We start from the raw sequence: 6454 nt of genomic DNA, 5'->3' as shown, positions 1-6454 counted from the left end.
GTTTGATGAGCCTCGTATCTAGATCCATTTTATCTATGCCATACTGGAAGATTCTATCATTCTTTTTTGCTTTTTTTAAGTTGTGTAGATACCTATGCCCTGAAGTGGGTGGTTTTACGGCGACTGGTGATAAATGTTTGGTGTAAAAAGCAATCAACCGCTTTTTACAAAGGCTTGTGGTCTGATGTGACCACAAGCTAACTTAAGCCTTTTTGTTCTAATCGCTTTGACAAATAAGTCTGTGGCGAATAGGATAAAAAGGCTTTTTTACTGTTAACTAAGCTTTATTTTAATTACTTTTATAACCTTTTTTATTCCCAACTGTATTGCAAGGAAGCAATATCATGAGTACTTCTACTACCTCTATTAGTGAGGTTTGTGCCCGCTATGGTCTAAATTATGACCTGCCCATTGATGACGCCATTCATAACGTCCTCGATTTACTCCAACCTAAACTCCGTCAATACAGCGAAAAAACGGCTTTTCGTATGGGCGAGGTTACCCTAAGTTTTGCGCAAATTGACATCGCTAGCCAACGCTTTGCCGCCTTCTTACAGGCACAAGGCTTTAATAAAGGCGATCGCGTTGCGGTGCAGCTACCCAATATTTTGCAGTATCCGGTGGTCATCTTAGGTTGCCTACGTGCGGGTATTATCTTAGTCAATGTCAACCCGCTGTATACCCAGTATGAATTGGCCCATCAATTGCTCGATGCCAAGGTCAAAGGACTGGTGGTGCTTCAAGGTATGGACAGTGCCTATCAAAATTTAGAGGATGAAGTAAAGCAGTCTCTAGACTGGGTGATGCATTGTGCGTTAAGCGGTGACAGTTCGGCTGACAATGATATTTTGGCATTAAAGCAGCTGACTGGCTCACAGCCCAGAGCGGAAGAGCGTAATGCATTAATGCCTTCTTGGGATAAGCAGGCTATAAAGTTTGCCGATGTGATCAATCATTATCATCAATCTGACTTTAAGCCTGTGAGTATTGGCCGGCAGGATTTGGCGTTATTGCAATATACGGGAGGCACTACCGGCAAGCCCAAAGGCGCCATGCTGACCCATTTTAATCTGGTAGCAAACGTGCTGCAGTGCTATGAGTGCTTTGGCGATGATATTGAAAATCGCGCCAAGCAGCAGGTAAAGGTATTAAATCCTTTGCCGCTGTATCATATTTTCTCTTTTACCGTTTGTGGTCTGCTCAGCCTATATGGTGGCTGGGAAGATATCCTAGTGACTAATCCTCGAGACATGGATGGGCTGGTGGACACCATTGAAAAACACAAGCCTAATGTTATTCCTTCGGTAAACACTTTATTCTTAGGTCTGCTGCATCATCCAAAATTTAGGGGCCTAGATTTTAGTGAGCTGTATTTGTCTATTGGCGGCGGTACGGCTATTATCAAAGCCATTGCCGAGCAGTGGAAGGCGGTTACCGGTCAGACCATCAACGAAGGTTATGGTATGTCAGAAACTTCGCCAGTGATTAGCTTTAATCCGCCCAGTATTACCGACTTTAATGGCACAGTAGGCTTGCCCTTGTCTTTGACTCAAATTAAAGTGATAGATGATACCGGTAGTGAGTGCGAGGTTGGCAGTTTAGGTGAGGTATGTATTAAAGGGCCACAAGTGATGAGCGGCTATTGGGAGCGTGATAACCAAGACACTTTTACTGCGGATGGTTACTTTAAAAGCGGTGATATAGGGTTTGTTAATGAAGAAGGCTTTGTCACCTTGGTTGATAGAAAAAAAGACATGATCTTGGTATCAGGTTTTAACGTTTATCCCAATGAAGTTGAGGCGGTATTAACTGAACATCCCAAAGTGGTAGAAGTGGCTGTAGTGGGCGTTGCTGATGAGCATAGCGGAGAGGTGCCCAAAGCTTTTGTGGTCAAAAAGCAAGATGGTTCTACAGATGAGCTTACCGTTGAAGAGCTACAAGACTTTGCCCGTGAGCGAATGACTGGCTACAAGCGGCCTAAGTACTATGAATTTATCACTGAACTGCCTAAATCTGCGGTGGGTAAAATCCTTAGAAAAGAGCTACGCTAAGAAACAGTTACGCTAATAAAAAACCATCCTACTTAATAGGATGGTTTTTTTTGATCAATCGTTTATCAGTTCAATTAACGACGAACATCTTTTGGTGCGCCACCTTTTGGCCAGTCTTTGTCTTTATTGGCTTTCACAGGACGGTCTAATTGAGTAAAGTAAGAGGCAATATCGACGGCTTCTTGGTCAGATAGGGTATTACCCTGACCAAAAGGCATTTTACCTTTAATAAAGGCAGCTGCTTTATAAGTACGGGCCATACCAGCACCATCGTTAAAGGAGTCAGCACCGGCTACGGCAGGGTAAATATAGCCACCGTCTTCTGTATACTGACCTTGACCATTGTCACCGTGACATAGCGCACATTTTTCAGCAAAAAGCTGCTTACCGTTTTCTGGGTTTGGCTCAAGCTCATTATTTACTTTAACAAAGCCACGACCTTCTGGAGAAACACCAACTGGAATACCTTGTGATAGCCAGCCCATATAGGCAATCATCGCGTTCATGTCATCAGAAGTAGGGTCTAAGGGCTTACCGTTCATTGAGCGCTGGAAACAGCCATTGATACGCTCTTGTAGTGAGTTAACACGCGCATCACGTGAGCGATAAATAGGGAAGATACCCGTTAAACCATTCCAAGGGGCGGCGTAAGCTTCAGAGCCATTACCTAAGTGACAGCTGGTGCAGTTTAAGCGGTTACCCACATGGTCTGGTAGTTCGGTATAAGTGTTGTTTACTAAGTGCAGACCACGACGAATAGAGTCGCCCAGCTCATTATCTGGGATAGTAGACTCATCTGGCATCTTAATCGAGGCACTGGCCGCTGCACTATCACCAACGGGTGCAAAGCTACTATTGGCTTCAGGCATACCCTCTTCAAGAGCTTTAGCTTGAGCTTCAAGTGCTTTAACTCTAGCAAGAGCAGCAGCTTCTTCGGTGCGGTCTACGGCTTTGACCTGATTGTCGTTACTACAGCCTACGGTAAATAAAGCAGAAGCCACAATAAGAGAAGCGGCTAATGGCAGCTTAGTTGATTTGAGTTTAGTCATGACGAGTCCTCTGTTCTTTATAATTATAAAGTGCGGTATGCCTAGCTATATAAGAATAAACAAGGTTAATAAGAGAGTAGAAGTACAACAGTCAAACTTATGATTCAAAACCCACATAAGTTATTAAAAAAATATTATATTACATTATATTATATTTTAAAAGGAGCAAAGTGGTAATCCTAGATAAACAGAGGCTAAAGTATTATTAATTTAAGCTTGCTTGCCACTTTTTAGCATAAGTGATTTAATGAGAGGAACGGTCGTCTTTATCGACAAAGGCTTTTGAATTAATTTAGTAAGCAGTCAGCGAATTTGGCTGCAGAGTTTGTTAAAATACAGCTCTGCTAATGAATTTATTTTGTGCTAAATGCCGGTATAGAAAGTTATTCGACACCTGCATTTTTAATATTTAATAATAAATCCACACACTCCCATATCTGTATTAACCTAAGGTAAAACAGTCGCTTATGCCTAACAATTTTCTAGCGAATAACGAACTAATGGCCGCCATTGATATTGGCTCTAACAGCTTTCACTTGGCTATCGCTCGCTTGGATCATGGCGAGGTACGTAAAATTGCCTCTATGTCTGAAAAGGTTCAGTTAGCTGCCGGCTTAGATGAAAGAAAATACTTGAGTGAAGAGGCCCAACAAAGGGGGCTAGATTGTTTGGCTCGTTTTATGGGAAGACTAGACTCAGTCTCAGCAGATAGACTGCGTATCGTTGCTACCAACGCTTTACGTCAGGCCAAAAACGCCGATGAATTTATCCGCCGCGCCAATGAAATCTTACCTAAGCCCATTGAAATTATTGCTGGCCGAGAAGAGGCGCGTCTGATTTATTTGGGCGTGTCGCACACCAATGAGAGTATTGATAAAAGATTGGTAATTGATATCGGTGGTGGCTCAACTGAATTTATTATTGGTCAAGAGTTTGACCCGCTATTGACAGAAAGTTTACAGATGGGGTGTGTGGCTTATACTCAGTGGTTCTTTGAATCGGGCGATATTACCGAAGAGGCTTTTAATGAAGCCATTGCCGATGCTCGCAAAGAAATCTTACGCATCAGTACTACTTATCAAAAAACTGGGTGGACCAGCGTGGTCGGCTCAAGTGGTACCATTAAAGCTGTGCGTAATGTATTGGTGTCAAAAGGCTGGGCCGATGATCAAGAGCGCATTACCTATCAAGGCGTAAAAAACCTACAAAAGCTGCTGCTGAAAATTGGCCGTGTTGAAGACATTGATTTAGAAGGGGTGAAAGAACACCGAAAAGCAGTTTTCCCTGCCGGCGTGTCTGTCCTACTAGCAGCTATGAAAGTACTTGGTATTGAGACCATGACTTACTCTGATGGGGCGCTGCGTGAAGGGGTTATGTATGACATGCTTGGCCGCTTTGCCAGTGAAGATGTGCGCGACCGCAGTGTCCAAGCTTTAGTAGAGCGTTATTCAGTTGATAAGCGTCAAGCAAGACGGGTGGTAAAAAGCTGTGAGCGTCTTTATGAGCAGACTCATGAAGCTTTAGGCTTAAGCGGGGAAGACAATGACTTGCTACGCCGTACAGCCTATCTGCACGAGATTGGTCTAGCTATTAGTCACAGTGGGTATCACCATCATAGCTCGTATCTGCTGGAGTTTTCTGATATCCCAGGATTCTCACAGGTCGATCAAGTACGTATGGCGCAGCTGGCGCGTAACCATCGCCGTAAGTTAAAGTCAGAAATGCTAGAGCAAGTACAAGACATTGGCGGTAGAGATCTGGTGTATCTATGTTTGCTACTGCGTTTAGCGGTACTGGTGCATCGCAGTCGCAATGACCATGACAAGAGCGATCTTAAGCTAAATATTATCGATAAAGATCACTGGCAAGTGAGAGTTGAGTCTGAGTTTGAAGAATATGGCTTACTTGTTTTTGATTTAAACGATGACATCGCTCAGTTCAAAAAATGGGGCGTTGAGTTGACGGTGGTTCAAGAAAGCTCTGGCTCATAACTTAGTCAGGAACTCTAATCTAACCCATAAATAAAACGATAATAATATTTTAAGGACTTATCATGAGTGCAGTTTGGGACAGCGTTGGCTTGGCAAGACACGCGAAACGCCCTTTATTTTTGGATTATGTCGGGCAGCTGTTCACTGAGTTTGATGAACTTCATGGAGACAGAGCGTTTGCCGATGATCGTGCCGTGATTGGCGGTTTGGCCCGATTTAATGGCCAGCCGGTGATGATCATAGGTCAACACCGAGGACGCAGCACCCGTGAGCGTATCGCCCATAACTTTGGTATGGCGTATCCAGAAGGCTATCGCAAGGCCATTCGCTTAGTTAAATTGGCTGAGCGTTTTAAGCTGCCTGTATTAACCTTTATTGATACTCAAGGCGCTTACCCTGGGGTAGAAGCTGAAGAGCGTGGTCAGGCTCAAGCCATTGCCGAAAGCATTGCTACCTTTAGTAGCTTAAAGACTCCGATTATCGTAACCATTATAGGAGAAGGCGGCTCAGGCGGCGCTTTGGCTATTGGGGTTGGTGATAGGGTCAACATGCTGCAGCACAGTATTTATTCGGTTATCTCTCCTGAAGGCTGTGCCTCTATTTTATGGAAGACTGCAGAGAAGGCTCCTGAAGCTTCTGAAGCTTTAAAGCTAAACTCTGACAATCTATATCAACTGGGATTGATAGATGCTATCGTTGATGAAGGGGAGGGTGCTCACCTTGATGCTAAGCCAGTTATGGAAGGTCTACAGAAGCTATTGGCTGAGCAGCTAGAAGAGTTAAAACAGTTGGATACTGAAGAGTTGGTTGAACAGCGTTATCAACGTCTAAAGCATTTTGATTCAACTTTAAGCCTTAATGCTTAAATTTAATCCGTTAAATTCAATAAAAAGGCAGACTTAGGTCTGTCTTTTGTATTTTAGCTATTTTATCACCGGTCGCCGTAAAACCACCCACTTCAGGGCATAGGTATCTACACAAATTTACTAGCGGCATCAGCGAATTCACGCAGTTTGTCAGGGGGATAATGATTTACCAGTTCGGTAAAATTAAGCCACTGGAACAATCCTGCCATCACAGCAGGTGCGGTTATTGGTTTGCTGCGTTTCATTTGCCGACCTGAGAGGCGCACTAAAAACAAAGCAAACTCTTGTGACTGTTTATCAGATGCTTGCATAATACGCCACACGAGCGTACAAGCCTGAGAGGCAATTAACAACCGCTTAAAATAAGCGTCTCCACTTTGCTGTAACCAGGACTCTAGCTGAAGTCCTGCACTTTTAAGCAATTTAAAATAAGATTCTATTTGCCAACGCCAATAATACCACTGACTAATATCTGCACCCTTGACGGACGTCTCTTG

General features: G+C 43.6%; 5 protein-coding genes and 1 pseudogene. 3 read left to right on the top strand and 3 right to left on the bottom strand.

Annotation, left to right across the window (positions count from 1 at the left end; genetic code table 11):
• A partial coding sequence (locus tag A1232T_RS14270; protein ID WP_208606954.1) for a hypothetical protein occupies positions 1 to 196 on the bottom strand: 196 nt, incomplete at its 3' end.
• A gap of 148 nt (positions 197 to 344) precedes the next feature.
• On the opposite strand from A1232T_RS14270, the gene A1232T_RS12030 reads away from it, so the two are divergent.
• Positions 345 to 2051, top strand: coding sequence for an AMP-binding protein (locus A1232T_RS12030; RefSeq protein ID WP_077449638.1), 1707 nt, complete (start codon positions 345 to 347; stop codon positions 2049 to 2051).
• Positions 2052 to 2125: 74 nt separating this feature from the next.
• On the opposite strand, the gene A1232T_RS12025 is transcribed toward A1232T_RS12030, so the two are convergent.
• A complete protein-coding gene (locus tag A1232T_RS12025; RefSeq protein WP_077449637.1) occupies positions 2126 to 3100 on the bottom strand; it encodes a c-type cytochrome in 975 nt (324 codons plus the stop codon).
• A 467-nt stretch (positions 3101 to 3567) separates the two neighbouring features.
• On the opposite strand from A1232T_RS12025, the gene ppx reads away from it, so the two are divergent.
• Both ppx and A1232T_RS12015 read left to right on the top strand, forming a co-directional pair.
• Positions 3568 to 5091: an exopolyphosphatase gene (ppx, locus tag A1232T_RS12020; protein WP_077449636.1), complete on the top strand. Its 1524-nt coding sequence runs from the start codon at positions 3568 to 3570 to the stop codon at positions 5089 to 5091.
• A 62-nt stretch (positions 5092 to 5153) separates the two neighbouring features.
• Entirely contained in the window at positions 5154 to 5957 is an 804-nt protein-coding gene (locus A1232T_RS12015) for an acetyl-CoA carboxylase carboxyltransferase subunit alpha (protein ID WP_077449635.1), read from the top strand.
• Positions 5958 to 6064: 107 nt separating this feature from the next.
• Here the strand turns inward: A1232T_RS12015 and A1232T_RS12010 are convergent.
• Positions 6065 to 6454: pseudogene (locus tag A1232T_RS12010) on the bottom strand (transposase); the annotation flags it as partial.

It is taken from the genome of Psychrobacter pasteurii (assembly GCF_900162815.1).
Lineage (GTDB): Bacteria > Pseudomonadota > Gammaproteobacteria > Pseudomonadales > Moraxellaceae > Psychrobacter > Psychrobacter pasteurii.
The sequence above is the reverse complement of the archived record's forward strand: the minus strand, read 5'-3'. Positions and strand labels throughout refer to the sequence as shown.

Excerpts from the sequence above, each read along its gene's own strand:
- A1232T_RS12030 (WP_077449638.1), top strand. The coding sequence starts at position 345 with ATGAGTACTTCTACTACCTCTATTAGTGAGGTTTGTGCCCGCTATGGT.
- A1232T_RS12025 (WP_077449637.1), bottom strand. The coding sequence starts at position 3,100 with ATGACTAAACTCAAATCAACTAAGCTGCCATTAGCCGCTTCTCTTATT.
- A1232T_RS12015 (WP_077449635.1), top strand. The coding sequence starts at position 5,154 with ATGAGTGCAGTTTGGGACAGCGTTGGCTTGGCAAGACACGCGAAACGC.
- ppx (WP_077449636.1), top strand. The coding sequence starts at position 3,568 with ATGCCTAACAATTTTCTAGCGAATAACGAACTAATGGCCGCCATTGAT.